At 51.3% G+C, this 26,884-nt stretch carries 17 protein-coding genes and 3 rRNA genes; 2 read left to right on the top strand and 18 right to left on the bottom strand.

Annotation, left to right across the window (positions count from 1 at the left end; all coding sequences use genetic code 11):
- Nucleotides 1-30 precede the first annotated feature (30 nt).
- From MHI42_RS25735 to MHI42_RS25690, 10 genes are all read right to left on the bottom strand, one after another.
- Nucleotides 31-732: a metallophosphoesterase family protein gene (locus MHI42_RS25735; protein WP_342421046.1), complete on the bottom strand. Its 702-nt coding sequence runs from the start codon at nt 730-732 to the stop codon at nt 31-33.
- Between the two features lie 118 nt (nt 733-850).
- Nucleotides 851-1,648: a dihydrodipicolinate synthase family protein gene (locus MHI42_RS25730; RefSeq protein ID WP_342421045.1), complete on the bottom strand. Its 798-nt coding sequence runs from the start codon at nt 1,646-1,648 to the stop codon at nt 851-853.
- Nucleotides 1,649-1,680: 32 nt separating this feature from the next.
- Entirely contained in the window at nt 1,681-2,388 is a 708-nt protein-coding gene (locus tag MHI42_RS25725; RefSeq protein ID WP_342421044.1) for a type 1 glutamine amidotransferase, read from the bottom strand.
- Between the two features lie 212 nt (nt 2,389-2,600).
- Nucleotides 2,601-3,683: a hypothetical protein gene (locus MHI42_RS25720; RefSeq protein WP_342421043.1), complete on the bottom strand. Its 1,083-nt coding sequence runs from the start codon at nt 3,681-3,683 to the stop codon at nt 2,601-2,603.
- 58 nt (nt 3,684-3,741) lie between these two features.
- Nucleotides 3,742-5,112: a HAMP domain-containing sensor histidine kinase gene (locus MHI42_RS25715; RefSeq protein ID WP_342421042.1), complete on the bottom strand. Its 1,371-nt coding sequence runs from the start codon at nt 5,110-5,112 to the stop codon at nt 3,742-3,744.
- A gap of 2 nt (nt 5,113-5,114) precedes the next feature.
- Entirely contained in the window at nt 5,115-5,774 is a 660-nt protein-coding gene (locus MHI42_RS25710; protein ID WP_342421041.1) for a response regulator transcription factor, read from the bottom strand.
- Between the two features lie 181 nt (nt 5,775-5,955).
- Nucleotides 5,956-6,072 (bottom strand): 5S ribosomal RNA (gene rrf / locus MHI42_RS25705).
- A 78-nt stretch (nt 6,073-6,150) separates the two neighbouring features.
- Nucleotides 6,151-9,080: ribosomal RNA gene (locus MHI42_RS25700) — 23S ribosomal RNA — on the bottom strand.
- 336 nt (nt 9,081-9,416) lie between these two features.
- Nucleotides 9,417-10,974, bottom strand: a 16S ribosomal RNA gene (locus MHI42_RS25695).
- Together the 16S, 23S and 5S rRNA genes form the textbook arrangement of a ribosomal RNA operon.
- A 441-nt stretch (nt 10,975-11,415) precedes the next feature.
- Nucleotides 11,416-12,297, bottom strand: coding sequence for a hypothetical protein (locus MHI42_RS25690; RefSeq protein ID WP_342421040.1), 882 nt, complete (start codon nt 12,295-12,297; stop codon nt 11,416-11,418).
- Between the two features lie 252 nt (nt 12,298-12,549).
- Here MHI42_RS25690 and MHI42_RS25685 point away from each other — a divergent pair, with 252 nt between their 5' ends.
- Nucleotides 12,550-12,915, top strand: coding sequence for a helix-turn-helix domain-containing protein (locus MHI42_RS25685; RefSeq protein ID WP_342421039.1), 366 nt, complete (start codon nt 12,550-12,552; stop codon nt 12,913-12,915).
- 115 nt (nt 12,916-13,030) lie between these two features.
- Here the strand turns inward: MHI42_RS25685 and MHI42_RS25680 are convergent, their stop codons facing one another.
- From MHI42_RS25680 to MHI42_RS25650, 7 genes are all read right to left on the bottom strand, one after another.
- Nucleotides 13,031-14,005 carry a zinc-binding alcohol dehydrogenase family protein gene (locus MHI42_RS25680; RefSeq protein ID WP_342421038.1) on the bottom strand — a complete coding sequence of 325 codons (975 nt, stop codon included), beginning with the start codon at nt 14,003-14,005 and terminating at the stop codon, nt 13,031-13,033.
- 16 nt (nt 14,006-14,021) lie between these two features.
- Nucleotides 14,022-14,630, bottom strand: coding sequence for an ABC transporter permease (locus MHI42_RS25675; protein WP_342421037.1), 609 nt, complete (start codon nt 14,628-14,630; stop codon nt 14,022-14,024).
- A complete protein-coding gene (locus MHI42_RS25670; protein WP_342421036.1) occupies nt 14,627-15,397 on the bottom strand; it encodes an ABC transporter ATP-binding protein in 771 nt (256 codons plus the stop codon). The genes MHI42_RS25675 and MHI42_RS25670 overlap by 4 nt, the downstream gene beginning before the upstream one ends.
- Before the next feature lie 20 nt (nt 15,398-15,417).
- Entirely contained in the window at nt 15,418-16,323 is a 906-nt protein-coding gene (locus MHI42_RS25665; RefSeq protein ID WP_342421035.1) for a glycine betaine ABC transporter substrate-binding protein, read from the bottom strand.
- A 9-nt stretch (nt 16,324-16,332) separates the two neighbouring features.
- Nucleotides 16,333-16,989: an ABC transporter permease gene (locus MHI42_RS25660; RefSeq protein ID WP_342421034.1), complete on the bottom strand. Its 657-nt coding sequence runs from the start codon at nt 16,987-16,989 to the stop codon at nt 16,333-16,335.
- 290 nt (nt 16,990-17,279) lie between these two features.
- Nucleotides 17,280-18,059, bottom strand: coding sequence for a class III extradiol ring-cleavage dioxygenase (locus MHI42_RS25655; RefSeq protein ID WP_342421033.1), 780 nt, complete (start codon nt 18,057-18,059; stop codon nt 17,280-17,282).
- A gap of 13 nt (nt 18,060-18,072) precedes the next feature.
- Nucleotides 18,073-18,726 carry a dienelactone hydrolase family protein gene (locus tag MHI42_RS25650; protein ID WP_342421032.1) on the bottom strand — a complete coding sequence of 218 codons (654 nt, stop codon included), beginning with the start codon at nt 18,724-18,726 and terminating at the stop codon, nt 18,073-18,075.
- Nucleotides 18,727-18,868: 142 nt separating this feature from the next.
- Here MHI42_RS25650 and MHI42_RS25645 point away from each other — a divergent pair, with 142 nt between their 5' ends.
- A complete protein-coding gene (locus tag MHI42_RS25645) occupies nt 18,869-19,420 on the top strand; it encodes an XRE family transcriptional regulator (RefSeq protein WP_342421031.1) in 552 nt (183 codons plus the stop codon).
- 90 nt (nt 19,421-19,510) lie between these two features.
- Here the strand turns inward: MHI42_RS25645 and MHI42_RS25640 are convergent, their stop codons facing one another.
- The gene (locus MHI42_RS25640) at nt 19,511-26,881 is read right to left on the bottom strand and encodes a DUF5695 domain-containing protein (protein WP_342421030.1); all 7,371 of its coding nucleotides are present in this window, start codon (nt 26,879-26,881) and stop codon (nt 19,511-19,513) included.
- Between the last annotated feature and the right edge of the window lie 3 nt (nt 26,882-26,884).

The following is a 26,884-nucleotide window of genomic DNA, read 5'->3' as shown; positions in this document are numbered from 1 at the left end:
CGCCGTAGCAGACACTGTACAGCTTTTGGGCTAAATGCGTCCAATCCGCCGGTTCTCCAGCCGTTGATCTGCCTGTTTGTATACATGATAGGTCATCTCCGTCAGATTCACGATTCCAAGAGACCTTTCTTCCAGCACAGCGTAGGTGTTGGACCCCATATCACAATTCATACGGGCACCGTCAAAATATATCCGTTCCACCGGCGTATGCCCATGAATCACCGGCCTGCCGTTCGTTAATGTAAGCAGCTCTTCCCGCGGCTGCCGGTAGAACTCATATTCCGTCATCCACAGAATATCCCGGCTCTGCTGCTCCAGAGACTCCACTGTACAAAGTCCGGCATGTGTATACACAAATTCTTCATCTGCATAATACAGGGGCAAGGAGTAAGCCCATTCCATATGCGCCTGCCGCTCCTTCTGATCGGAAAAAGCACGGGCAAAGCTCTCCAGCGTGTCATGCCCGCCATGGCTCAGCCAGAGCCTGTCACCGTTTTTGATGTAATCACCCATCATTTCTTCATGATTGCCGATGAGCGCGTGAACCTGGCCGGGATGCCGCTCCGTGAGTTCTTTAATATATTTTACTACACCTGCCGAATCTTTCCCCCGGTTAATCATATCCCCGCCAAAGACCAGCTGATCCCGTTTCAAGTCAGCCCCGGCATGCCCGAGCAGGAGCTCTAACCCCTCTTTGTCGCCATGGATATCTGTTATGAAGAATTTGCGCATGATACCCCTACTTTCTGCTGAATCCAGTCTACCTCATTAACAGGTATAATGCATGGGTCAGAGCTATTCCCCAACACAATAAGTAAGGAGATCAATATTTATATAGCTTAATTATTAATTAGATGAGCGGAGCACGGCAGACTCCTGCATTAATCCCCAAGCTGTTATAGTGCTGTTTGATGTTAATAATCGCATGCCCGCTTATGACCCGTGATACCAGATCCTCGACCGGCTTAGCGTCAACCTGTTTATGCTGAAGCAGCTGTTCGACGGTATGTTTAATTTCCTGCGGATATATATTACCAGCCACACTTGAGAGACCCTTACATCCGCCTGTGACGAAATTGTCCACCAGCTTGACATCTCCTGCAGCAAACATGATGAAATAATCCGGGTAAGTTAGCGGCAGATGACGCTGCAAATCACCTGTTTCTTTATAGCCAACGATGTTGGGGTACCGGTTAATTAACGAATGAAGCGAGTCTGGAGTCAAATCGAACCCGGTCCGGCCGGGATTATTGTACAGGGCCACCTGCTTGGTCGTATGGCTAAGCAGCTCTTCCACATAAGCAACTGCCTGCTCCTGCGTGGGCCGGATATACGGAGGGAAACCGATCAGAATTACATCGATTACGGAGGTCTCCAGCGCCTTCACCAGACGTACCGCATCCCGTGTTCTTATAGCGGAAGCCCCGAAGACAAGCTCAATATCCTGAAAGCGCTGCTGGTCAAAATATTCAATGATCTGCAGTCTCTCCTCTATGCTCATGGAATGCTGTTCACCGGTACTTCCTGAGACAAGCAGTGATTCTATACCGTTCTGCTTCTGATACTCTACAATGGCCTTAAATCCGTCAACATTTAAGCTTTCATCCTCCCGGAAAGGAGTCGGTATAGCGACATTTAAATTTTTCATCGTATATTCCTTTCTATGGCGAGCCAGGGCAGCTAGGATCTGGACAGGAATTTGTCTTCCATTGCATCGAGGAGCGTGAACATCAGTTCATTGGATGCTTTTACTTTCTCAAGCTGATTCACCATCTCAGACTGCGTTTGAACATACTCCTCCCGCTTTAGCTGCTCGGCACAGTTACCGATGATTTTCCGGATGCTGGGGTCATTAACCTCCAGATGAAACTGCAGGCCGGCTACATAATCCTCATATTCAAAACACTGATTGGCACAGCCCAAGCTGAACGCCAGCCTCTTGGCTCCGGCGGGTAGGCTGAAGGTATCTCCATGCCAGTGAAACGGTACAAACTGCTCCGGGAACGCTCTGAAGAAGGTAGACGTATTGGCATCCCCGGCCAATCTCACAGGGAACCAGCCGATCTCGTTCCACTTGTTTTTATAGACTTCTCCGCCAATTTGTTCGGCAATCAGCTGGGCTCCCAGACAGATTCCAAGCATCAGCTTGCGCGAGCGGATGGCTGCGTCAATGAAGGCTTTCTCCCCCTTCAGCCAGGGGATCATTTCCTCATCATTGACTCCCATCGGTCCGCCCATGATTACGAGCATATCAAACTCATCAATAGACGGCAGAGCCTGTGCTTCATACATTAAGGTTGTTGTAAGCACATGCCCTCTGTTCCCGGCCCAGACTGCAATTTCCTCCGGCGCTTCAAAAGGGACATGCTGCAGGCAATGAATTCTCATCTCTCCACCTCATTCAATAAATTTTCAATGACCTACACTCACACCATCTTCCTCTAATGTAAGTATGTTCTGCGTTGCCTGGTGGAGTCCTCCCGTAATAATAAACAATCCTATGTTTTTTCCTGCCCCAAAGTACAAAAAAAGTCCTGACGAATCAAGGACTGCTTGATCATCAGGACTGTCTTTCCTGTAGCAAAAGGTATGGCTTTCTTTTATTTTTCTTTTACGGCAGGTTCATAGATCAGACAGCGCAGCACCTTACTCGGATAGCGGAACTCCGCATTATATTTGCTGCCGTCTTCTAATAACACATCCACTGCTACCATCCCGCGTTTGTTGTTCACCTCAGTATCGGTCAGATAAGCTTTGACTATCTTTCTTTTCTCTCCCTGCTTGTCCTTCACGACCTGAGTAGCTCTATTGATCCAGCTGTTATCCTTGAGGATGGCAGCTGCGGCAGCTGCATCGATTGGCGTTCTTTTCAACGCCCCATTAATGGCTGTCGTATCCACTGCGATCCCGGTCTCCGGATCGATCTGCACATCATATTCCCAGAATTCCTGGCCTTGTCCGCGCAAGGTAGATGACTTGTACGGAGCGAAGTGAACCCTCCAGGTTGAACGAAAGCCATATTCCTGTTCAGGTAGTGCAACATAGGTGTCTAGCTTGGACACATCGGCATCATACAGCCTGCGCACACTTTCAGCCGCCAGCGCCTCTACTTCAGACTTGCTATACTTCTGCGGAAGGGGAGGCGCAGTCACATATCGTTTGGATAATACATAATTCAAGCGGGAGTACCAGTCGATCAACTGCAGATGCTCTTCATCGGTCCAGGTCTTCTCTGGATAGTGGTACGTATTGGTATTCATATCCAGATACAAAGCACCTTGACCCGGCGCTAGGGGCATTGGCTTCTGGGGCCGTACGCCATCATATACATACTGATCTTGCAGAACCAGATGGCGTTTCATTTCCGGATCGGTCATTTCCCGGCCTGAAACATTGGGATCACCCGGCTTCTCTATATAATCATAGATCTGCTGGATTTGCACCTCTGTCATCTGCTTAAGCAGATCATCATTCACGGTAGATACCGGCACAGGTGCCTCTACTTTTAACACAGGAACAGTGCTTTCTGCCAGACTTAGCCGGACATTGTCCTGCGTTGCCGTGCTGTTCTTAGCGACGACTGCAGAGTTCATCAGGCTGGGGACGAGAAATGCACTGGCTGCGAATACACCTCCAGAGACTAAGATGACAGCCACCGTAGCCGACCATTTCTTTGTTTTCAATTGTATTACCTCCATCAGATTAAGATACTAACTCTGTCTATACCTTAATCCCGGGATGTTATAGAGTAGAGGAGCAGTTGTTATGGAGTTGTAAAAAGATGCGGATGCTTGTCCCCTGACCAACGACAGATTGCAGCTCAACCCTGGCCTCATGCGCCTCGGCAATCTGCCGGCACAAGGAGAGGCCGAGGCCAGCATTGCCGTAGGTCCGCGAACGTGCCGGGTCTGCGCGGTAGAACGGCTCGAACGCACGCTTACTCTGCTCTTCCGTCATGCCGCCTCCGCTGTCTTGCACTTCCAGCACCCCTTCCCCATTCTGCTCAAAGGCAAGCAGGCGGATGATGCTGCCTGGCTGGGAGGCAGGAATGGCATTCTCAATCAGATTTACCAGAAAGGATGCCAGAAGATCCGCATCTCCCCACACGGCGGGAATAGAGCTGTCCATCTGCAGCAGTAATCCGTGCTCTGCTGCCTTCTGCAGCTCGGTCTGCGCTACCGCCTGGAACAGGGCTGCCACATCCACCTCTGCCTGCACCAGTGGCTGATGCCGCAGAACGGACAAATCAAGCAGCTTGAAGGCCAGATTCTTGAGCCGGACAGTCTCACTTAAAATATAGTGACCGGCCTTGATCTGATCTTCCTGGCCAATATTCGCCGAGGTGAGAAGTTCAGCAAATCCCTGCATGCTGGTCAGCGGCGTCCGCAGTTCATGGGCAAGATTATCAACCATCCGCTGTTTATCCTCGGCCATGCCTGCAAGGTCCGTCATCCGCTGCTCCACCACAGCAGCCATCCGGTTAAAGTTGAAGGCCAGCTCCCCGAATTCATCCCTGCTGTTCAGCTCCACACGGTTAGAATAGTTACCTTCGGCAATCGTTTTGGTCGTCTCGGACAGCAGCTTGAGGGGCCTCGTCAGGTGCCGGATCAGAAGGTAGAGCAACAGCACCAGCAATGGACCGACGATCCAGTTAATCATTACGAAAAAGCGGTTAAGCTCCTGCTGCTGGGCATACAGCCCACTGATGTCGCGCTTGTAAGTCAGCTCCAGATGCTGATAAGGAGCAGGGAGCGGCATAGCCAGCGTCATCACATGCTCATCCTGCACAGCGCTCTTCCCTGCCTGATTGGGGTAGATAAGCTGTCCGTCCTCCCGCAACTCCAGTCCTATTCCCTGTTTGCGGTAGTGTTCCCCATACGACTTAGCCACACTGACCATCAGTGCAGGGGTGAGGGTTAGGCCACGTGTCCGGATCGAATCCAGATTCTCGTATATATTGTTGGTGATCAGCAGCTGTTCACTGGCCGCGCGCCTGGTTTCGCTATCCATATTCAGCTGCCAGCTTTTTTTCATCACCATTATCACACTTACATCAAGAGCGGCTATGAAGAGAACCAGGACGGCGAGCAGAATCTTATGCCAGAACCGCATGTCTAGACCTGAACTTCCAGGCGGTAGCCCAGCTTGAATACAGTTTTGATCCGTTCTTCCCAGCCGAGCTTTTTACGCAGCTGGCGGATATGAACATCCACGGTGCGGGTGTCTCCGGCAAAGTCATAACCCCAGGCCAGCTCCAGCAGCTTTTCTCTCGAAAGGGCAATATTCCGGTTACGTATCAGTACTTCGAGCAGCTCAAATTCTCTGGTGGTCAAATCAACCGGCTGTTGATCTACCCGGACCTGCCGTTCCGGAAACCTGACTTCCACCGCATCGCAAATAAAAGCAGGGGCAGCTTGTTCATTCCTGCGCAGCACAACGTTAATCCGGGCCAGCAACTCCAGGATTTCAAACGGTTTGATTATATAATCCTCCGCACCCAGCTCGAAGCCTCTGATGCGGTCGGAGAGTGTATTTTTGGCCGTAATCAGAATGACCGGAATCCGCAAAGGAGCGATCTGCTGCATCACGTCAAACCCGTCGAGACCGGGAAGCATCACATCGAGCAGGATAAGATCCGTCCGCTCCTGTTCCAGCATTCCGGCAACCTCTGAGCCGGTATACACTTTAGAATACGTATGTCCAACCAGCTTAAGGTTCATGGTTATCAAATCGCTGATCGGCTGTTCATCTTCAACTACTAATATATGAGCCATCTACTGAATATCCTCCTGATTCCTGTAATAGCACAATGTTCCGTTAACTATTTAACCTTTATCATATCAGATTTCAGAGTGTACATGACATTTCACGGTGGACTATGGATTCTATGGTTATAAAAGTCGCGCCAAACGCAACAAAAAAGCCATTGTCGATTGCTCAACAATGGCTTCATGTGCTTGGCGGCGTCCTACTCTCCCAGGACCCTTCGGTCCAAGTACCATCGGCGCTGGAGGGCTTAACGGTCGTGTTCGGGATGGGTACGCGTGGAACCCCTCCGCTATCGCCACCAAACGGGCATTTACAGCGTAAATGCTTCAGGAATTTGATTCCTGAAAACTGAATCCGAAACGAATCTGCGTTCTTCGAAATTTGGATAAGCCCTCGACCGATTAGTATTGGTCAGCTCCATGCATTGCTGCACTTCCACCTCCAACCTATCTACCTCGTCGTCTTCAAGGGGTCTTACTAATTGGGAAATCTCATCTTGAGGGGGGCTTCACGCTTAGATGCTTTCAGCGCTTATCCCGTCCGTACGTAGCTACTCAGCCATGCTCCTGGCGGAACAACTGATGCACCAGCGGTACGTCCATCCCGGTCCTCTCGTACTAAGGACAGCTCCTCTCAAATTTCCTGCGCCCACGACAGATAGGGACCGAACTGTCTCACGACGTTCTGAACCCAGCTCGCGTACCGCTTTAATGGGCGAACAGCCCAACCCTTGGGACCTACTTCAGCCCCAGGATGCGATGAGCCGACATCGAGGTGCCAAACCTCCCCGTCGATGTGGACTCTTGGGGGAGATAAGCCTGTTATCCCCAGGGTAGCTTTTATCCGTTGAGCGATGGCCCTTCCATGCGGTACCACCGGATCACTAAGTCCGACTTTCGTCCCTGCTCGACTTGTTGGTCTCGCAGTCAAGCTCCCTTATGCCTTTGCACTCTTCGAATGATTTCCAACCATTCTGAGGGAACCTTTGAACGCCTCCGTTACTCTTTAGGAGGCGACCGCCCCAGTCAAACTGCCCGCCTGACACGGTCCCCGTACCCGATTAGGGTACTAGGTTAGAACCTAGATACGATCAGGGTGGTATCCCAACGGCGCCTCCGCAGAAGCTTGCGCTCCTGCCTCTACGGCTCCCACCTATCCTGTACAGATCGTACCCAAATTCAATATCAAGCTGCAGTAAAGCTCCATGGGGTCTTTCCGTCTTGTCGCGGGTAACCTGCATCTTCACAGGTATTAAAATTTCACCGGATCTCTCGTTGAGACAGCGCCCAAGTCGTTACGCCATTCGTGCGGGTCAGAATTTACCTGACAAGGAATTTCGCTACCTTAGGACCGTTATAGTTACGGCCGCCGTTTACTGGGGCTTCGGTTCACAGCTTCGGATTGCTCCTAACCACTCCCCTTAACCTTCCAGCACCGGGCAGGCGTCAGCCCGTATACTTCGCCTTGCGGCTTCGCACAGACCTGTGTTTTTGCTAAACAGTCGCTTGGGCCTTTTCACTGCGGCCCCCTCGGGCTATTCACCCTACCGAGGCACCTCTTCTCCCGAAGTTACGAGGTCATTTTGCCGAGTTCCTTAACGAGAGTTCTTCCGCGCGCCTTAGAATTCTCTTCTCGCCTACCTGTGTCGGTTTGCGGTACGGGCACCTTCTCCTGGCTAGAGGCTTTTCTTGGCAGTGTGAGATCATGACCTTCGCTACTACAATTTTCGCTCCCCATCACAGCCCAGCCTTATCGATGTGCGGATTTGCCTACACATCAGCCTCACTGCTTAGACGGACACTTCCATCAGTCCGCGTCACTACCCTCCTGCGTCACCCCATCGCTCATAGCGGATTACGGTGGTACAGTAATTTCAAACTGTTGTCCTTCGACTACGCCTTTCGGCCTCGCCTTAGGTCCCGACTTACCCTGAGCGGACGAGCCTTCCTCAGGAAACCTTGGGCTTTCGGCGGATCAGATTCTCACTGATCTTTTCGTTACTCATACCGGCATTCTCACTTGTATGCTGTCCAGCGCTCCTTACGGTACACCTTCAACCTACATACAACGCTCCCCTACCCCAGATGCAAAGCATCTAGCCATAGCTTCGGTGGTGTGTTTAGCCCCGTTACATTTTCGGCGCAGAGTCACTCGACCAGTGAGCTATTACGCACTCTTTCAATGGTGGCTGCTTCTAAGCCAACATCCTGGTTGTCTGTGCAACTCCACATCCTTTCCCACTTAACACACACTTGGGGACCTTAGCTGATGGTCTGGGCTGTTTCCCTTTTGACAATGGATCTTAGCACTCACTGTCTGACTCCCGGCAAGAAGTTAATGGCATTCGGAGTTTGACTGAGCTTGGTAACCCTTGCGGGCCCCGCACCCAATCAGTGCTCTACCTCCACCACTCCATTCACCGAGGCTAGCCCTAAAGCTATTTCGGGGAGAACCAGCTATCTCCGAGTTCGATTGGAATTTCTCCGCTACCCCCACCTCATCCCCGCATTTTTCAACATGCGTGGGTTCGGGCCTCCAGTGCGTGTTACCGCACCTTCACCCTGGACAGGGGTAGATCACACGGTTTCGGGTCTACGTCCACATACTTAAGTCGCCCTATTCAGACTCGCTTTCGCTGCGGCTCCGGCTTCTCACCTTAACCTTGCATGTTAAACGTAACTCGCCGGTTCATTCTACAAAAGGCACGCCATCACCCATAGATCGGGCTCTGACTTTTTGTAAGCACACGGTTTCAGGTTCTATTTCACTCCCCTTCCGGGGTGCTTTTCACCTTTCCCTCACGGTACTGTTTCACTATCGGTCGCCAGGTAGTATTTAGCCTTAGCAGATGGTCCTGCTGGATTCATACGGGGTTTCACGTGCCCCGCACTACTCGGGATCCGTCTCGGAGAGAACACAGTTTAGGCTACAGGGCTTTTACCTCTATCGCGGGCCTTTCCAGACCTCTTCGCCTACCATATTCCTTTGTAACTCCATGTGAGACGTCCCACAACCCCAAGGGGCAAGCCCCTTGGTTTAGGCTGTTCCGCGTTCGCTCGCCGCTACTGACGGAATCACTATTGTTTTCTCTTCCTCAGGGTACTTAGATGTTTCAGTTCCCCTGGTCTGCCTCTACATTTCCTATGTATTCAGAAATGAGTAACTGCGAATTACCACAGCTGGGTTTCCCCATTCGGACACCCCCGGATCAAAGCTTGCTTACAGCTCCCCGAGGCAGTTTCGTTGTTCGCCACGTCCTTCGTCGGCTCCTGGCGCCTAGGCATCCTCCGTGTGCTCTTATTAGCTTAACCGTCACTCCGGTGTTTCGCTTGCTTGCTCCTCTTGTTTTGAATGCTGCTCATGGATTGCTCCATTCACCAACACATTCAAAGCCAAAGGTCGCTGCACAATCGAAAACCTTCGTTCTGCACTAATAACTATTTCAACTTGCTTACACAAGTTTCAGCTAAAAGATGTTCTAAAACGCAAATTCGTTTCGGTATCCAGTTTTCAAGGATCAAGTGTCTTACTTGAGAGCTTAAACTCTCAAAACTGACCAACGAGTGAGTGTTTGAACCCTAAGGTTCGTTGTGGAAGCTTTAGCTTCCGATTTGAATGTTTCCGTTGCAGGAAACGATTCTCCATAGAAAGGAGGTGATCCAGCCGCACCTTCCGATACGGCTACCTTGTTACGACTTCACCCCAATCATCTACCCCACCTTCGGCGGCTGGCTCCCTTGCGGGTTACCCCACCGACTTCGGGTGTTGTAAACTCTCGTGGTGTGACGGGCGGTGTGTACAAGACCCGGGAACGTATTCACCGCGGCATGCTGATCCGCGATTACTAGCAATTCCGACTTCATGCAGGCGAGTTGCAGCCTGCAATCCGAACTGAGACCGGCTTTGCTGGGATTGGCTCCACCTCGCGGTTTCGCTTCCCGTTGTACCGGCCATTGTAGTACGTGTGTAGCCCAGGTCATAAGGGGCATGATGATTTGACGTCATCCCCACCTTCCTCCGGTTTGTCACCGGCAGTCACTCTAGAGTGCCCAGCTTAACCTGCTGGCAACTAAAGTCAAGGGTTGCGCTCGTTGCGGGACTTAACCCAACATCTCACGACACGAGCTGACGACAACCATGCACCACCTGTCTCCGATGCTCCGAAGAGGGGCACTATCTCTAATGCTTTCATCGGGATGTCAAGACCTGGTAAGGTTCTTCGCGTTGCTTCGAATTAAACCACATACTCCACTGCTTGTGCGGGTCCCCGTCAATTCCTTTGAGTTTCAGTCTTGCGACCGTACTCCCCAGGCGGAGTGCTTACTGTGTTAACTTCGGCACCAAGGGTATCGAAACCCCTAACACCTAGCACTCATCGTTTACGGCGTGGACTACCAGGGTATCTAATCCTGTTTGCTCCCCACGCTTTCGCGCCTCAGCGTCAGTTACAGCCCAGAAAGTCGCCTTCGCCACTGGTGTTCCTCCACATATCTACGCATTTCACCGCTACACGTGGAATTCCACTTTCCTCTTCTGTACTCAAGTCACCCAGTTTCCAGTGCGACCCCAGGTTGAGCCCAAGGTTTAAACACCAGACTTAAATGACCGCCTGCGCGCGCTTTACGCCCAATAATTCCGGACAACGCTTGCCCCCTACGTATTACCGCGGCTGCTGGCACGTAGTTAGCCGGGGCTTTCTTCTCAGGTACCGTCACTCCGGTAGCAGTTACTCTACCGGACGTTCTTCCCTGGCAACAGAGCTTTACGATCCGAAAACCTTCATCACTCACGCGGCATTGCTCCGTCAGGCTTTCGCCCATTGCGGAAGATTCCCTACTGCTGCCTCCCGTAGGAGTCTGGGCCGTGTCTCAGTCCCAGTGTGGCCGTTCACCCTCTCAGGTCGGCTACGCATCGTCGCCTTGGTGGGCCGTTACCCCACCAACTAGCTAATGCGCCGCAGGCCCATCCCCAAGCGGCAGATTGCTCCGCCTTTCATTCTCTCTTCAGGAGAGGAAAGAAATTATCCGGTATTAGCTACCGTTTCCGGTAGTTATCCCAGTCTTGAGGGCAGGTTGCCTACGTGTTACTCACCCGTCCGCCGCTAAGTAAGAATAGAAGCAAGCTTCCATTCTTACTCCGCTCGACTTGCATGTATTAGGCATGCCGCCAGCGTTCGTCCTGAGCCAGGATCAAACTCTCCAAATTGGTTTTAGAAAGAGCGATTGCTCATTTTGAAACATCTGACGAGAATTTTCATTCTCTATTTTGGAAGTCACTTTCGTGATTTCCGATACTCACTCGTTGTTCAGTTTTCAAAGATCAAGCTCGTTGTCAGCGCCGCTTACTGCGTCACCAGCAACTCTTATAATATATCACATCCAGCCGTTCAATGCAAGCTCTTTTTTCAACTTCTTTTCGAGCTCGGCGTTGATGTTTCGCGGCCAGAAATAGAATATATCATGTATGGATATTCAATGCAAGCATTATTTTAAAACTAGCATATCAGGTTTATTCTTCCCGACTGCTTCTTTGCTTCAATATATTCTCTGTATTTATCAGGTAGCTGAGAATTCTGCATGATCGATTCTCCAGTGTGCTTGTCTATTATATCGGCTTCAAACTTTAAACCTTTGTAACGGGGTTCTTCTATAAACTCAACTTCTGCTGGAGTAGTATCCCTAGATCTTCAGCTGTATCCCAGACGAGGGGGCGGATTTCTTGCAGGTGTACCCAAAGTTTATCAGCATCCTCACTCTTAACAGTCCAAACCACCGGGATGTTCAAACCAAGCGCATACCCTGCTGCAAAATACACCTCAGGGGACTGACCGGTTACATCGGCGATAATCAGCTTGCTATCCGCTATAGGCTTCAAAGAATCTTCTTCGCCTGCCTGCACAAGCACGCGGGGCAGATAACCATACTGCTCGATCTTAGGCAGCAGCTTCTCCAGCCACTCCGTGCGTAATTCCTCCTCATTCGGCAGAAGAACGACGCAGTGCTTTATGTTCTTACCTCCGGTTATTGCAGCGGCTTCGCCCCAACCCTGCGCGGTAAGCTTAAAGGTCATACCTTCCCTTATCAGCAACTCCTCACTTCTCAGCTTTTCGATGATATAGACCAGTTCTTGCAGATTGGGAGAATAGGTCAGGTTATAGCTGCTGGAAAGGGGTTGAATGACAACCGGCTGCCCCGGACCCTCAGAATGTCTATACAGATATTGCAGCAGCCGGTTTCCTTTATCTTCAAGGGTCACAGGAATGGCCGGAGAATTCACAATAGAATCCAAATCGCCAGCATTTAGAATGACCTTCTCACCACAATCGGTCTTCTCCCGGATATACGCCGATACCAAATGGAGCATTTCACGTTTCTGTTGCTGAGAGAACGAAAGTATGGATTGATAGCTGTCTCTCAGGAGGTTATAGAACCCGCCGGGTGAACAGGAGCAGTCAGCATACCGATCGTAATCGCCTTCAGCTGTAATCGGGACAATCTGATCGCAGAACAAGCAGTGTTTTTTAAGCATGATAATTTACCACCTCTTATGAATAGCTATCATCCTACCTTACCAAGATTGTTATGAAAAGTAGACAAGCAGATCTTTCCTTAAATGGGATAGTCCCTTCCGTGGCGTTCCCCCCTCACTATACTCCATTTCAGTCCGTATACTTGCGTTACCAGACTTCAGCTACTATGATATTAACGCAACATCCATTTTCGGATGAAGCATTCTTTTCATGATGCAACACTCATTTTGAAACTATTGGAGGACAAACCTATGCTGACTAAAGATGAACTGCCCTTTTGCCCGGTTGCTGTTACCGTCGGATTGATCGGAAACAAGTGGAAGCTGCTCATTATGCGGAACCTTTTGGCTAAAGCTAACCGCTTCACGGAACTGCGCAATACAATCCCCGGCATTAGCCAAAAAGTACTGACAGACAATCTCCGCTCTATGGAACAGGACGGGATTATTGTACGGACGGTCTTCGCCGAGGTTCCGCCAAGGGTCGAATACTCTTTAAGTGAACTGGGGAATTCGATGCGGCCAATCATCGCTGCCATGGAGCAGTGGGGGAATGGTTACCAGGAAGCTTATAAGGATGTTCAAGCCGAAACTGCAGATGAGCTAACCGTAGACTAGAATACGGCAGCATGCTCCAAATAATCGTCAGTGTGTCCAGGCTGAAAGCAGCCGAGCATATATTTGTTGGCCCTATTTACGATGGCATCCGCGTTCAAGCGGGTCCCGCCTTTAATCAGTCAGAGCTGCTATTTACGATTACAATTTTACCGTTAGCCGCGTTGCTCTCCATCAGGAGATGCGCCTCATGGATCTGTTCGAGTGGCAGCACTTTGGCTATAGGAACTTTGAGCTCATGCTTCTCCATATGCCGGAACAGCTCCCCGAGCAAGTTACTTTTAACAGGGGTGCTTGTGAACGAGGTCAGATATACGTTAGTCGGCACATCAACCATCGGCTCGAACCCGCTCATCACCCACTCTCCCGCTAAAATCCCCGTGACACATACGATGCCGTATTCAGATGCCAGGCTAAGGGAATGCTTCAGCGTGGCTGTGCCTACCAGCTCCAGTATTTTATTCGCGCCGCTTGGGGCAACCGCGAACAGCTTCTCCGCCAGGCTGTCGTCGTCAAGCAGGATATGATCCGCACCAGAGTTCCTAAGCAGCTCGAACTTGTCCAGACTTCTGGTCGTGGAGATCACTCTTGCGCCAATGCTCTTGGCAAGCTGCAGGGCTGCGAGTCCTACCGAACTCGTGCCACCGCGAATCAGCAGCGTCTCTCCATGAGTCAGCTTCAAAGTATCGAATAACGCAGCATACGCTGTGTAGTACATTTCCGGAACCGCCGCTAGCTCAGCCCAGTCCAGCTGATTATCAACAGGGTACACCTGGCTGGAGGGAATCAGCGCATACTCCGCATAGCTGCCGTCGAAATCCCGTCCCAGTCCGCCCATTAAGGAGACGACGCGCTGACCTTTACGTAGACTGCTGTCTGATGGATCTTCCACTTCACCTGCACATTCAATTCCGATAATCCGCGGCAGCTGAACGGCAGGAGAATGCCCCTGTCTTGTGAAAATCTCTGAACGGTTAATTCCGAACGCCCTTATTCGCACCAGCAGCCAGCCCGGCTTCACCTCGGGTACCGGCACCTCACTTACTGTCAAATCCTGCGGCTCGCAGGGATGCTCTAAGACTACTGCTCTCATGCTGCGACTCTCTCCTTCAGATACTTTTCTCAATCCGAATAAGCAGGCTATTCACGCCAACCGCCATTCCGGCGGACAGCACGCTGCCCCATACAATTTTATACACATTCATCGTCCGTAAGCCGTCAAACAGAATATCTCCGAGTCCGCCCGCATTGATGAACGCAGCAATTGTAGCCATCCCTATCGTCGACACTACCGCAAGCCGGATTCCGGTAAAAAGAGTCCGGATGGATAGCGGCAGCCGGATCTTGCAGAGCACCTGCCGGTCAGTCATGCCAATGCCGGCAGCCGCTTCAATGATGGCCGGATCCACCCCGTTCAGTCCCGCAATGAAATTGCGCAGAAGCAGATATTGATTGTATACAACAAGCACCGTTATCGCCGTGGTCTTGCCAAGGCCCGTTACCGGGATCATCATCGCGAACAGTGCCACACTGGGGATCGAATAGATGACCGAGAATAGATTGACCAAGACGCCGGACAGCATCCTTGAGGTCATGGACAGAAATGTCAGAACCGAAGCAAGCAAGAGCGATACCAGCAGCGTAATGCCGGCAATCTCCAGATGCTCCACCAGTGCAGCTGCCCACTTATCCGGGTGGCCCGTAATATAGTCGATCACACTACCCCCTCCCAGAACTTCCCCTGCTCACGGGAAGAGGCTATTAAAGAGGCCACGAAGCCGTCCGCCGGGTGAGCGGCAATATTCTTCGGTGTATCGAACTGGCAGACCCGTCCCTGATCCATCACAATCACCCGGTTCCCCAGTTTGAATGCTTCATTAATATCATGCGTCACGAACAGGAAGGTCTTCTTCAATCCCCCGTGAATGTGCAGCAGCTCATCCTGCAGATTCAGCCGGGTGATGGCATCGATCGCCCCGAACGGCTCATCCAGCAGCATAATCTTCGGATCTGAGGCCAGCGCTCTGGCAAGGCCGATCCGCTGCTGCTGGCCGCCTGACAACTGAGCCGGATAACGCTTCTTATATTCCGCAGGGGCAAGGCCAACGAGTGTCAACAATTCATCTACTCTTGCCTCGGTCCTGAATGAGTCCCATTTCAAGAGCCTGGGTACAGCCGCGACATTCTGTCCGATGGTCATATGCGGGAACAAGCCCACCTGCTGAATGACGTAACCGATGCGTCTTCTGACGAGGACCGGATCAAGTGCAGCAATATTTTCGCCAAAAAGCGTAATGCTCCCCTCGTCCGGTTCATACAGCCGGTTGATCATTTTCAGCAATGTTGTTTTGCCGGAGCCGGAAGAGCCCAGAATAGTGATAAACTCCCCCTCTTCAATGGACAGACTTACATGATCCACCGCAAAAGTTCCAGACTGATTATATTTCTTGCTCACATTGCTGATTTCAATTGCAGTCTGTGACATGTTATCCTCCAGGAATCTCTTTATTTAATAGAGTCGTAGAATGCCTTCGCTACATCTTCATACTCTTCCTTATCCACATCCACTTTGGCATTCAGGGCGGTGATTGTTCCGGTATCCAGCGCAGCGCTTACCTTGTTGATCACTTCGGCAATATCCGGATTTGCATTTAATACTTCTTCGCGGATTACCGGTGCCAGATTGTACGGCGGCCATACCTGTTTGTCATCCTGAAGCAGTGTGAATTCATCCGTTTTGACCAGCATGCCTTCAGTGGTATAAGCCGGAGCAACATCCGCCTCATCGTTAGAGAGTACTTCATATTTCAGGCTGTTGTCATATACCTTCGAGGACTTCCATTTCAGCGGCCCATAGACCTTCTCCAGCGCCGGAATTCCGTCTTCCCGCTGATCCACTTCACCCTGGGAGGCAAACCGCAGCTCAGACGCATGCTTCTGCAGATCGGAAATCGTGGTAATGCCCAGTTCCTTGGATACCGCAGTGCGCACTACCAGCCCGGCACCGTCGTTCGCTTTGGAGTAGTCCAGCCAGGTGGCATGAAACTGCTCTTCATAGGCTTTTTTCACAGCGTTATAGACTTCGTCAGGATCAGTCAGCAGCGGCAGCTTGAGAATGGTCAGAAGCCCCGTCCCTGTGTATTCCGGATAAAGATCAATCTCTTTATGGATTAGTGAGGTATGAATGACGGAACCGGCAATGTTGAACACTCTATCGACCTTATAGCCCGCATCCTCCAGGGCCAGTGCATATAATTCGCCAACCACCAAATTTTCCGTAAAATCCTTGCTTCCGACATGAATAGTCTGCTTACCGCCCTCTCCCCCGTTCCTGCTGCCGCAAGCGGCCAGTGTTACCATCAACAGCATGACCATTGCCGCCGCTGTGATTGCCTTTATGCTTCTTCTCATCGCTAACGCCTACTTTCCGGTAAATTTATATTTGAATAACCATCGGTCTGCCCGGTCTAGCATGAACCCCGCGGCAATGGACAGTACGGCAACAGATATCCCGCCAATCAGGAGCAGATCAATCCGGTTTAACCCCAGTCCGGTGAAAATAATGCTTCCCAGTCCACCCGCGCCGATCTTCCCCGCTAGGGTTGCGCTGGCTACAATCTCAATTGCAGCCGTCTTGATTCCTGTCAGGATCAGCGGTGCAGCTAACGGAAGCTTCACCTTCCACAGCACCTGCCAGTCCGTCATCCCCATTCCGTAAGCTGTTTCCAGCATAAACGGGGGCACCTCTGCAATTCCCGTAACAGTATTCATCAGCACCGGTGGAATGGCGAGCAGGACCAGTGCTGTCATCGCCGGCTGGAAGCCGGTCCCCATCACCGGGATCAGCAGGAAGAGCACCGCCAGACTCGGGATGATCCGCAGCACTTGAAAGAGGGGCACAATCCACTTCTCGTATTTCCGGTGTTCTGCACACAAATACCCCAGGATGATTCCAAGCAAGGCCGAGACCGCCAGCGCCAGGATGCTGATGGTAACGTGTTCCTTTACAGCAAGCAGGTAAGCCTCTCTATCGGTTGTAAAATAATTCGTAAGCTCCTCCCAAAAGCTGCTTTCCAAGCTGAACCCCGCCTTTACCATACATTTTCTAGCGCTAAATCAATCATAGGTTATATAGTTACTTACCGGAAGTAGGCACATTTTTATAATAGAGTTACCTTTAGGTGACTATTGAAGCTGACGCGGGTTACATTAAGGTTACTTAATCTTACAAAGGTGCCTGCTACGGCAGGAGATTACGCTGCGGAATGAATGGTGATTGATAACAGCAAAAAGATACCACCTTGTGCTACAGTGGTATCTTTTTGCTGTTATCGCTATGCTATATGTTATTTATTAGGGAAACCCGCTTAATTAAACTGCCAGCAGCTGAGGCTGAGGTTGCCGTATTGATAGCTCCGGTGAAGCAGTTTAGCCTTCCGGTTCACATCCCCCGCCCCCATGGCAAGCAAGAGCGGAATGAAGTGTTCGTTCGTAGGCACGGCCTCCCCTGCACAGGGAGCAAGCTCACGATATTGGAACAGGGATTCCGTATCCCATGACTCCACTTTGCTCTCAATCCAGTTGTCGAATTGTTCTGCCCACCCGTCAATATCCTCAGAACGCCAGTTTAATTTCCGCAAATTATGAACGGTCCCTCCGCTTCCGATAATCAGCACATCCTGCTCACGAAGCTCTGCCAGAGCCTTGCCGATCTCATACTGCTGTTCATTAGGCAGGTCACGATCCACGGATAAAGCAACGACCGGGATATCTGCATCCGGATACAGCAGCTTCAGCACTGCCCACGCCCCGTGATCCAGCCCTCTTTGTTCATCCCGGACATTCTTCACGCCCGCCTTGGTAAACAGGCCTTGAATCTGCTCCACGAGTAGCCGGTCACTATGCGCCGGATACTTCATCTGATACAGCTCGTCCTGGAACCCGCCAAAGTCATAAATGGTATCATACGTAGCAGCGGCGCCGACCGTCTGTACCGTTTCCTCCCAATGAGCGGAGAAGAGGATTATCGCCTTCGGTCTTGGGGTGCGGTCTTTGCGGTCTTTGAACTCTTTTAACAGCTTAGTGTATTCGTTATCCTCAAGAACAATGGATGGTGCCCCGTGCGCGAAGAAATAGGAAGGTATCATATGTTCTCACTCCTTATTTAGTATTTAATTCCGCATCCTGCTTGAACCAATTCAAGAAATCGAGCTGATTCTGTTCAGAGACACCGTGATCGGTCGGGTACAGTTTGAAAGTTAAGCGCTCCGTTTGTTCTTGTAGATAGGCAGCTGTCTCGTGTCCTATTCGTACCGGAAATACAGAGTCGTACTCTCCATGTGAGCCAAATACAGAGACTTCCTTAATACTCCGGAGCCTGTACTCCGTTTTTACAAACTCAGGAATATATCCGTTCAGCGCTACAATCCCTTTCAACTGATCCCCCATCGTAAGCGCCAGTGTCATGGACAGAATGGCCCCCTGGCTGAAGCCGAGCAAATAACGTTTGCCAGGATCAACCGGATACTCCTCCGTCGCATATTGAATGAAGTCTTCGAGATCCGCAACCGCCTGGTCGAACATCTCCCGGATGGGATTACCCAGGCTTTTCAAATCGTAATACTGATATCCCGTACCCAGCGGCAGATTTCCGCGCACCCCGATGATGATGAAATCTTCAGCCAGAGGAGCAACCAGTCCGAGCATATTGCGTTCATTCGATCCTTTGCCGTGGAAGGTGAAAATAACAGGATATCTCTTTCCCTGCTCCAGATTAACCGGTAAGTGAACGTCATATTGATACTTCGGATTCATCTTAGTCACCTCATTGAATATTAGTCATAAGAATATAATTTCTATATGAGTAATTTAACGTAGAGCGCATTGACTTGTCAACCGCGAAATTGTTAATATAAAAATAAGTTTTGTATTACAAATATTATTAAGGTGTGATCCTATGGATATTGGCGCTACGATACGGGCAATCCGGAAGCGGAAAAATATCACCATCGCTCAAATATGCGATACCACCGGCCTGTCCCAGGGCTTCATGAGCCAGGTCGAAACGAATAAGACTTCCCCCTCCATCTCCACACTGGAGAATATCGCCCAGGCCCTGAAAGTGCCGCTGGCTTATCTTTTATTAAAGAAGGAAGAACGCATGCAGATCGTCCGCAAGGATGAACGGAGGATTACAACCAGCGGGGCAGCCCAATTAAAAGTAGAACATCTCAGTTCCACCAAAAACGTACGGATGTCGATTGTAGAGTTTCCTCCCGGTGCCATGATCGGGGATGCCCCTCATGCGCATGAAGGACAGGAAGTACATGTGGTCATTAGAGGAAGAATATACGCCGAACAAGGGGAGGACGGAGCTGAGTTTGCTGAGGGTGATTCCTTTAGCTGGAACGCCTGTACACCTCACTTAGTCAAAAATATTGGCGAGGATACAGCAATCGTGCTGATCTCCATCTATACAGAGAATGAGAATGATCAGGAGCTTATTTGAGTTAAAAGCCCGCACCCAAGCCAGTTAGGCCACGGGTGCGGGCTTTTGCCAATCAACAAGATGTAAATCAAGGCCGCTTACTTAACTATATTACTGCTGTAAGAAAATCTTATACAGAACCAGAGCAGCTTCTGCTCTGGTTGTCGTCCCGCCAGGACTCAGGCTTTCATTCCCCCGCCCGTTGACGAAGCCCCTCTTAACCATTGCAGCCATATCGCCCGCTGCGTACTTTGCTACATTAGAGCCATCTGTAAATTTTTTGAGATCCTCAGCTGTACCGGCCTGCAGGGTTCTGCCTGTTGCCCGCAAGGCCCGCATGGTCAGCACAGCCATATCCTGTCTTGTAATTTCCGTGTCCGGCTGAAAGCTGCCGTTCGAGCCCAGGGCAATTCCAAGCGCTTTGGCGATTCCAATTTCATCATAATACGGGTTGGTATTCTGAATATCACTGAAGCTGGTGTTGAATTCCGCAGTAAGCTCCAGTGTCCTTACCAGCCAGGCCAGATACTCACTTCTTGTAATCTTGTTGCCGGGATTGAAGGTTGCCTCAGATGTTCCTTCAATGAAGCCTTTGGACGCCATCGTTTCAACCGCTGCCGCATACCACGAATCCTTGATTACATCATTGAAGCTCTTCCTGGTATACACAATTGCATATTCACCGGCATTTGCCGCTGTAAATACCATGACCTGCCCGGCAGCATCGTATTCAGCATTGTCGATCTGAACAAGCTTTCCGTTTGCATCAATATACGATACAGCTAAATATTTGGCGTTTGCCAATTCTTCAGCACCAGAAGCATATGGCAGTCTGATCTCTGCCGGTGCATTCAGGTTATTGGCTGCTACTGCCACCCCATCCACTTGGACAGTCCATTCAATAACAGGCCTGCTGCCGATCATGACTTTTGCCGCTGGATCAAGCTTGGAAGTATCTGCCCGGCTAAGTGTCAGTTCCACACCCTTGGCGCCCGCTCCTATACTCTTCAGCATATTGGAAGGCACTATAATTGTGCCGATTTCCGTAGCAACTTCTATCTTGATATTGCCTATAGCAGAGGCTAGTGCAGCTGCGGGAAGCTCAACCACATAGGCACTTGCTCCCTCTGCTTCCGGTATTACCACTCTAACCGTCTTAACATTCCTGCTGTCTGCTTGCGCATGCTCCAGCGCCTTATTAATATCAGCCTGCCGGATTGTGGCCGCTTTGGCTATACCGGATGCCGGATCCGCCTTCGGTGCCTCAACCTTAATCAAATGTCCTTCGACTTTGATGGTTACAGGAGTGGGCGATGGTGTCTTGACCGGTGCTGCTGCATCCGCTGGTGCAGATGTAGGCGCCGGTGTTGGTGTTGGCATTGGGGTTGGATCCGGCGTTGCAGCCGGTCCAGGGTCTACAGCAGGATTGCTGATGACGACTGTAAGGGACGGACTCGCATAATGAGTTGCCGTTTCCTTCATTCTCACTTCGTAGGTTCCGCTGCCAAGACCTGTAATCTCCACACCTGTGATGGCCGTCCAGCTGCCAGCGTCTCCTCCCTCTTGCCGGTATTCCATCGCCGGATTCACACCGGTGATCTTGCCGTCCTTAGCGCCGCTTGCACTGACATCCACACCTTTGACCTCTGTATCGGCCGGCGGACTCTGTTCCTGCTTGGTTCCGTCAGGAATTACGATCAGGATCGCAGAGCTTGGATTGCTGGTATCGGTCCCGGCGTACCGGAGCTCATAACTCCCGGCTTCCAGACCTTCAATGCTGGTACCGCTGACCGGAATGAATAGTCCGCCATCCACCCTGCGGTATTCCATATCGGCAGTCACATGGTCAATCTTCCCGTCATTTCCGCCTGCCGCTGCAGGCGGCGTAATCACCAGGCCATCTGCTGATGGCGCATCTCTGTCTTCCTTGGCCTCATTGCGGATGTCCACAGTTACCGGCGGGCTTGCTTGCAGCCTTTCTCCCGCTGCGTACCGGATCTGATAGCTGCCCGGCTCCAGATCACCGATACTTGTACCGGTAACAGGCACATAATTCTCATCGCCAAGCTTCCGGTATTCCATAGTGTCATTTACACCCTCGATTATACCTTTTATCCCGGTATCCGAATTGGCGTGCGTGATCACCCACCCGCTTGAATCCGGTGCGTCCTGTTCCTGTATCTGCCCTTCCGGAATGATAACTTCCTTATCCAGGCTGGCACTCAGCGAACCAGTACCCATATACCGGACATAATACCTGCCGGCGGTGAAGCCAGTAACCTCGGTTCCTGTGATTGCAGTATATTCTCCTGCACCATCCTTCTTATATTCCATTTCCGTGGTCACTCCGGTCAGCTTGCCGTCATCTCCATGGAGAACAGAAGGTGCAACCCCTGCGGGAGTTACTGGTGCCGGACGATCCGGATTGGATGCGGCCTGGATAACTTCCCATTCCCACAGGCCAACGCCGTTATCGCCTGCCGCTGATTGCTTGGTCAGAGTTACCCTCAGCACCTTAACCTCCAGTACGGAATCAAACGTATACGGGTTCGAGGATCCCCCAGGAGTATGGTCAACCACCTTGATGCCAGCGGTTACCGTACCAGCTGTCACCCATTCATTGGTGACACTATCAAGCGGGATGTAGGAGTACACATATTTAGTAGGCGGCGCGATCCCGCCGGCATCAGACCACAGCACCAGATTCGAGCTTTGGATGGCGGCACCCTGGGGCCATTCATATTGCACCCATTCCTCTGCACCTTCATGGCCCCATGTCCCCCAATGCGGGATGCTGCCGCTATCCTTCTTCCCGTCATTCACTGCAGCCAGACTCTCCCAAGGGGAGGTGTAGCTGGAAGAGCTATTCGCCAAGAACGCCATATTACCGTCACGCGGACTGAGCAGACGCAAATCTGTCAGCAGCTTCTCAAGCGCCCGGGCAATTTCCCCGTCTGTGGCATTCATATTTTTGATCACAGCGGAAGCTTCCGCCTTCGCCGCATCAACCGGCGCAAGACCCGGATCTATAAAGTTTGCAGCATTTAATGTATTCACATAGTTATATACCTTAACCAGCTCTGACTTATCTACCGCCCCTGTGTATCCGTATACCTTCCATTCCAGAATACCGGAGCCATTGACAGAAGGCTTCATGTCGATGCGGACCCCTGTAATAAAGCCAGGCTCAAAGGTCGTTGTATTGTATTTATTAAGCTCATTGCCAAGTCCCTTCAAGGCCCTTGGGGTATACCATTTCCCGTCCTCCCCGCGAAGCATTAACTGCATATCCTTCGGACGGAAGTTTCCGCCGCCGTCCTGGAACACATAGACATCCATGGAAGAGGCCAGGAATGGCTGATCCCATTCATACGTCACCCATGCCGGATCTCCTTCTCTTCCCCAGTTATGCCATGCGCTGTTCACGGCACCGCGGTTCGGTGAGAAATCTGCCGAGCTCTTAGGATCAATGCCGTTATTCATCGCTTCCGGATACCCGTCGCCGCCGGAGAAGCTGGCAGAGGCTTTGGCTGTCGGCGCCGCATTCTGCAGCCCTGTATTCACGACATATACGGTGACCCGTACCTCCAGCTCACTGCCTTGGACTGTACCCTTCGCTTCGAACTGGCCTGTACCCGCATAGCTGCCCGGATCAATTGCCTCCCAGGCAATTTCCCTCTCACTATATCCGTCCCCGGACAGAATATTCACCTGTCCGGGAAGTACCGGGGCGGTATCCTTCCTGGTCACTACACTGAGTGCCCGGTAGGCATCAACGGTATCTTCCTTAAGCTCAAGCGTTACATCCTTGCTGGCTGTCTTGTCTCCGTCTGCCGCGGTGAAGGTAAACACATACGTGCCTGCCTTGCTTACACGTGCATAAGCCACTGCTTTGTCGCCGCTTACGAAGGAAATGTCCGCTGCGCCATCCGGCTGTTGCTTAACAGCCCATGTATACGTCAGCTGGGACTCAGCTTCCGCACTGTGTACCGGATCTGGAGTTGCCGCGCCGGACAACACCACAATACTGTTATTGGCAACATCCTGGGCTGCAGTCACCTGGCCAATAGCCGGAGGCTGTTTCTCCGGCGGTGCAGCCAGCTCGAAGGTCACTTGGCCGGAACCGCTCTTCTGTCCGTCACTCGCACTAAGCTTAACCGTATACGAGCCTTCTTTGGAACCGGTAGCCTGTGTAATGCTTGCCTTCGGATGATTGAAGCTCAGCTTGCCGCCTTCGGGCGTGCTGACGGCTTCCCATGTGTAGGTCAGTGTTCCTTCCGGCGCGCCGTCATCGGTCACAATCCCGTTCAGCATAAATGGAATCAGTGCCTGCGGAGTTTGCGTCGCCAGCTCTGCAGTCATCTGCGGAGCTGCATTCTCGCCGCTGGCTGACTTTTCAATGGTCAATTCAGCACTCGCCGCACTGTCCATCTGGAACATCGCCACGCCTTTATTGCTCTTCACATAGAACTGCCCGGCAGCTGCGCCATTCAGCTTGAGGTTATAATAGCCATTCTCCATTCCTGATCCGTCGAACGTAATCCGCGAAGCATGCTCCTTTTCAGTAGAATTCAGGAGCTGCAGCGTAAATCCCTTGCCGTCTTTTTGAATTTGTGCACTTTCAATTTTATCGCTTTCCAGAGCCAGATAGATGTTCTCGTCAATCAGATTGATCCGCTTACCGAAACCGTCCTTAGGCGTAATGCGGTAGCTGCCGCTTTCGTCAGTAACCAGCGCGCCATATCCGAACAGCCCGAATACCGGATCAGTCACAATATCGGAGCTGATGCTTAGCAAAGAGCCATAGAGGCCTTCCTCTGATTCACCGGAAAAATCATTCCAGCCGTTATGCATGACGCGCGAGCCGCCATCGTATACGTCCTTGGTGCCGGTGCCTCCTTTATACATCGAATATCTCCAGGAGGTGCTGCCTACAGAATCTGCCGTAATCTGCCCCATGTTGACGGCATTGAAGTTCGAAAGCTTCGCCGCATAGTTGCGCTGCTGCGCAATCGCGGTCTGCTCCGCGGATCTGCCGTCATCCTCATAGCGGAGCCAGTCATCCATAATGTATCCGGCTAATGACGCCGTATATTGGAAATTCCACCAGCCTTCGCCGCCGCGGAAGACCGGCACAGAGTAATGGAACCAGGTAGGCTGAATACCGCGCATGGCACGGGTTTTCCAGTCGGCCATTTCCATACTTGCCTCAGCTGCTTCTGCACGCCCATCCGCAGGATAGTAGGTGCGCAGCGCCTTGGCTGCAGCATAGGCCCCTTCCTCGCCGGTATTATCATATTCAAATTCCGACCCGTAAGGATAATTGGCGTAAGTCATGTTCCGTCCTTTATCGAGGGCGAACTTCTTCTGCAGATTGGCCGACTCGCCCCCCATTCCCTCTTCCTTCAGGGCTTCAATCATATCCGGAATCTGCTGCTCGCCGTAGAAGCCGATGGCTCCGGTGGATACACGGTTATAATAGATGTTATAGGCCTTCTCCAGATAGAACTGCGGCGATTCCCGGTACTCGATCAGATTGGGATACGCCTTCTGAATCCGGTACATATTGAAGAATCCGGTCGCTTCCATGATCTCGGAGAACGTTCGTGTATAAGGCTTGTCTTTATCGGTGTACGCACCGGAATCCTTCAGCCAGTTCGCAACGATATAACTGTCCTGCGTATTCTTCATGAACCGTTCCCACATGAAGTCGATAAGATAAGTCTCAATGGAGCGGATTTCACCGGGATCGGGAGCAAGGTAGTTCTTCATGGTCATGAAGTTGATGTTATCATGGCTCCAGTCATCTCCCCAGTGGCTTGTACTCAGGTCAATACCGCTTGTAAGATACCAGTCGAAGTAGTTGCCGTAAGTCGCACTTTCCGGGTCCTTGTCCTGTGTTTGCCCGGCCATAAACCCGGAATGGGCTTCCGAAGTGGCATCCAGCTCGGCCAGAACATTGAATTCATACTGGGTGAATTTATCCACCCATTCATTACCGGCCTTCAGCTTATACTCCACACGCACGCTGTTATTGCCGATGGAGCCAAACTGCAGGGAATAGATATGATGCTGTTCGCCATTCACAATCTTGGTCTCCACAAATTGGGACGATTCTGCGTAGCCCGCATTCCCGTCTGGAAGCCCGCGGCCGGTCCGGGAATTATCGACCATATCCTCCCTGCTCTTGCCGGGCTTGATATCCGGGATATGCGCTTCGTCAAACGGGTCATTCTCGTCCACATTCTGAATATCGATCGACTGTACATCAACGATGCTGTCATCATAGTGCAGGTCCAGCTTCACAGGCATATTGATCGCTGTCTGGAAGCCCGGCACCGCTACGGCATCAATGATGCCTGACTTGTACAGGATGGACCGGAGGTTAGTCTCGCGGTCTTCCATCGAAGTTGAACGGTTATTCGGACTTTGGGCACTTTCCTGCGGCGTGTTATCGCCGGCCCGCACCGCTGAGAATTTGAACTTATACGTCTTCTCCTCATCCGGTGCCAGCACCAGGCTGGAAGCATCCGTGAAGTATCCGCGGCCGGTTCTCTGGATGTCCTTGGAGTGGATATACAGGACATTCAGCCCCGGATACCAGCCGCCGCTGTCGCCTGTCCAGTTCGCGAATGTATCCGCAGCACGCTGTTCTCCTGCTTCATGCATCCAATAATCTACATACTCGATGCGCGCGCCGCTATCCGGCACCGGGGTGAACAGCATGAAATTCCCTTCCCCGCTGGTGCGGATAGCATAGGAATACCCGCTGTCGGCGCCAGCGAAATTATGCACAGTCACACGGTCATCATAGGTATCTGATAAGGTCTGGTATTTATTATTCCAAGGCATAGGCAAGCCGATATCCCCGAATTCGATATACTGGCTGCTCTTGTTCTTCACGGTAATTTCCCATAGCAAGGAACCGTCATCCGTCTCCATATCGAAGACAGACTTCACATCGAAGCCTTTCATCACCCGCTGGGCGGTAGAGTCCAGGTTCTGTCCGATATAATTGACTTCGACCCTTTTCCCGTCTGCTGAAGCCGTTTTGTCTATATAGGGGTTATCCGGATTGATCGCCGAATATTGCGTAGATCCCCCGGCGGCCAGTGTTTTATTGGTGTCAACTTCTACGAAGCCGTCCCTGTTATCAGGAAATACTTCACTGGCACCGGTACGGTATGAAAAGAGCATTTCACCCATCCACTGGTGCTGGATCCCATTTTGCGGCGATGTAGTGTTAGGCAGCACGAAATTGATCGGTTCCCCCTGTTTATTGGCAGGGTTATTGTTAATATACAGCTCCTCAATTTGTCCCAGATCTCCGACTTTGGCAGACAGGCTGGCATTGGAGATTTCATCCTTTACTGCGGTCACCGAAGCCGAAGGCGAAGCACTAACCTCCAGAGGCAACGTTTGAAAGACCAGCAGTAGCGCGATCGCCAGCGGCCTCATTTTCTTAGAAATGATGGTCATCATAAC

Origin of the sequence: Paenibacillus sp. FSL E2-0178, from assembly GCF_038593005.1 — a bacterium.
GTDB lineage: Bacteria > Bacillota > Bacilli > Paenibacillales > Paenibacillaceae > Paenibacillus_AQ > Paenibacillus_AQ phytohabitans.
This window is presented reverse-complemented; position numbering and strand designations above follow the sequence as displayed.

Coding starts and splice junctions, on each gene's coding strand:
- MHI42_RS25690 (WP_342421040.1), bottom strand. CDS start 12,297: ATGCTTAAAAAACACTGCTTGTTCTGCGATCAGATTGTCCCGATTACA.
- MHI42_RS25730 (WP_342421045.1), bottom strand. CDS start 1,648: ATGAAAAATTTAAATGTCGCTATACCGACTCCTTTCCGGGAGGATGAA.
- MHI42_RS25725 (WP_342421044.1), bottom strand. CDS start 2,388: ATGAGAATTCATTGCCTGCAGCATGTCCCTTTTGAAGCGCCGGAGGAA.
- MHI42_RS25685 (WP_342421039.1), top strand. CDS start 12,550: ATGCTGACTAAAGATGAACTGCCCTTTTGCCCGGTTGCTGTTACCGTC.
- MHI42_RS25715 (WP_342421042.1), bottom strand. CDS start 5,112: ATGCGGTTCTGGCATAAGATTCTGCTCGCCGTCCTGGTTCTCTTCATA.
- MHI42_RS25655 (WP_342421033.1), bottom strand. CDS start 18,059: ATGATACCTTCCTATTTCTTCGCGCACGGGGCACCATCCATTGTTCTT.
- MHI42_RS25680 (WP_342421038.1), bottom strand. CDS start 14,005: ATGAGAGCAGTAGTCTTAGAGCATCCCTGCGAGCCGCAGGATTTGACA.
- MHI42_RS25650 (WP_342421032.1), bottom strand. CDS start 18,726: ATGAATCCGAAGTATCAATATGACGTTCACTTACCGGTTAATCTGGAG.
- MHI42_RS25665 (WP_342421035.1), bottom strand. CDS start 16,323: ATGAGAAGAAGCATAAAGGCAATCACAGCGGCGGCAATGGTCATGCTG.
- MHI42_RS25735 (WP_342421046.1), bottom strand. CDS start 732: ATGCGCAAATTCTTCATAACAGATATCCATGGCGACAAAGAGGGGTTA.
- MHI42_RS25710 (WP_342421041.1), bottom strand. CDS start 5,774: ATGGCTCATATATTAGTAGTTGAAGATGAACAGCCGATCAGCGATTTG.
- MHI42_RS25670 (WP_342421036.1), bottom strand. CDS start 15,397: ATGTCACAGACTGCAATTGAAATCAGCAATGTGAGCAAGAAATATAAT.
- MHI42_RS25645 (WP_342421031.1), top strand. CDS start 18,869: ATGGATATTGGCGCTACGATACGGGCAATCCGGAAGCGGAAAAATATC.
- MHI42_RS25640 (WP_342421030.1), bottom strand. CDS start 26,881: ATGATGACCATCATTTCTAAGAAAATGAGGCCGCTGGCGATCGCGCTA.